The sequence below is a fragment of the Streptomyces sp. NPDC005752 genome (assembly GCF_040630715.1).
Classification (GTDB): domain Bacteria; phylum Actinomycetota; class Actinomycetes; order Streptomycetales; family Streptomycetaceae; genus Streptomyces.
Window position 1 is genome coordinate 1 of the sequence record NZ_JBEXYB010000094.1, and the last position, 2,409, is coordinate 2,409.

At 62.8% G+C, this 2,409-nt stretch carries 1 protein-coding gene; it reads right to left on the reverse strand.

The window, feature by feature from the left end; all coding sequences use genetic code 11:
* Nucleotides 1–711 precede the first annotated feature (711 nt).
* A complete protein-coding gene (locus ABZ441_RS33505) occupies nucleotides 712–2,085 on the reverse strand; it encodes a cytochrome P450 (protein ID WP_358981185.1) in 1,374 nt (457 codons plus the stop codon).
* Between the last annotated feature and the right edge of the window lie 324 nt (nucleotides 2,086–2,409).

A 2,409-nucleotide genomic window follows, 5' to 3' on the forward strand; every position in this document is an offset into this window, starting at 1 on the left:
AGCAGCCTCGGCTACCTCAGCCCCGCCGAGTACGAGACCGCAATCGCAGCCTGACCACCACACCAATGGTGTCCGTCAAAGCGGAGCAAGCTCAGTGCACCGCCGGTAGCGCCAATGTGGTCACCCGACCCGGGCCGCCACCAATATCGAACGAGTCAGCGGCCGAGGACGCCTCTTCTCCAGGGCCGCTGCGCTGCCAGCATGCTGCCACTGGCGAGGGGAGAGCGCCTCACCCCTCAAAACGCCCCCAGCACCAACACCCGCCCAACCTCAGAGCATCGGCGGCAACACGTTCAGGGCCGCGCCTGAACGGCTGACCGCCCCACCTCGACGAGCTCAGGAGGCACGACGGCTGTCAAGCTCACCCAAATGCCCCCGGCGCGAGCAGGCCCACCGTACGGTGACCCGAGGGTGATGGCCATCAATGGGATCGACAGGACATTGTGAAGCGGTAACGGAGCTCCTGCGGGAAGGGACATTCTGTGACAGCTGCCGCTACCAACGAGCTCCGATGCTCCGTGCTGAGGACTCCTCATGTGCGGTGGAGGGCGCCCTTGGCGATTTCTTGCTCAGGTGGAGGATCGGCTCCGCATGTTGTCGTGATTGAGCCATCGGAAGGCGTCGGGTCTGGCTCGCGCTCGCTCGGCCAGCATGGGCGAGCCTTCGCGCCAGATCATCGTCGAACACCAAGCAGCCTGAGGCCAGAACGACTCAGAGATTCGGTACGTCCGCAATGGTCGGTTCCCTGGCCTCGGTGACCATACGTAGCCACGAGGGATGAGTGGTGATCGCGCCAATTGGTCGTACAACGGGCCCTTGTGCCGGGCGAAGCCGCCAACGTGACGCGACAAGGGCGGCAATGGAGACGGCCTCGGTCACCGCGAATCTGTCACCCATGCACATCCGTTTGCCAGCACCAAAGGGGATGAACGCGTTTTGTGGCGGTTGGATCCGTTCCGGCAGCCATCGGTCGGGGTCGAAGCGCTGAGGGTCGGAGTACAGGTCAGGATCCCGGTGCAGCGTGTAGGGGCTGAACATCAAGTCCGTTCCTGCGGGCAGCTCGAAGCCGCCCAGCTGCACATCCGAGGTAGTCCGTCGGGTGACGAGCCAGGCGGGGGAGTACAGACGCAGGGTCTCCGTGACGAGTCGCCCTGTGAAGGCGAGCCGGGGTATGTGCTCCGCTGCAATCGGGGCACCGTTGAGCACAGAGTCGATCTCGCTGTGCATCCGATTCTCGAGGTCCGGGTTGCGGGCCAGTTCGTAGAACAGCCAGGCCATGACGACAGCGGTTGTCTCCGATCCCGCAGCCAGCAACCCAGTGATCTCGGACAGGACGTCGTCGTCCTCCAAGGGCGCTCCCTTTTCATCAGTGAGGTTCAGGAGCAGTGACACGACGTCGTCGAAGGCGTCAGGCTGGTTCCTGTGTGCACTGATGATGTCTTCTACCGTCCGGCGCAGAACGTCCCCAGCCGCCTTGAGCCGTCGGTTGCCGGGTGTCGGCAGGCGTTCCAGCACTCGCAGAGGAAGGAGAGCGCGCTGGAGGGCGGCCATGAAGACCGTGTCGACGCTTCTGAGGATCTTGCCTGCCGCGTCTCGAGGCGGGTGCGATGAAAATAGTGTTTCCATGATCACCGACTGTGTGATCAGCTGCATCTCTGTTTTAAGATCCAGTGTCGCGCCATCGCGCCAAGGCGAGATGGTTTGCTCGATGGTCTTGACCATCGAGTCGATGTAGCCGGTGACCTGCTTGTGATGCAACGAGGGTTGTACAAGACGCCGCCGCTGCAGATGTCTTGCGCCTTCTGCCACAGGCAGAGCGTCTTTACCGAAGAGTTTCAGCTTGGCGAAAAGGAGGCCCTTGTCAAGGTGCTTCGTCAGGCGCCCGGTGAGCAACTCGTGAATGAGGTCAGGGTCGTTGACCACCATCAAGGGCTTCGGTCCCACGGTTATTTGCACCATGGGTCCGATGGAGCGCAGCCGTTGCAGGAACTCTAGCCGGGAGCTTCCACCCACAAGGGATAGAGAGTGTCCGAGGAGCGGTAGCCCGCCGGGGGCTACTGGCGGAAGCTGGAGATGGGCAGTCACGGGTCCTCGTTCCTTTCCACGCGCGGATGGTGGTCTGGTGCGTAGCGTTGCGCCTGACGAACCTCGTTTCTTCTGCTATTAGTTCGGCGCTCCCGACGGACGCGTTCTCGCCCAAGATCACCCGCTTGCTTACCCGCCCCCGGCCGATCCCACACCTGCAGCGTTTGAGTGGACTACTCGCTACCCGGCAGCGGGAGGTCAGTGCATGGCCTGCGGAGCGGGCGGTTGTGTGGGCTTGATCCGCTTTGACGGACATTCGAGATCTGGGGTTCAGCCCCGGGAGGATGTCCATCATGGAGAGTATGGGGAAGAAGAAGCCTCGCC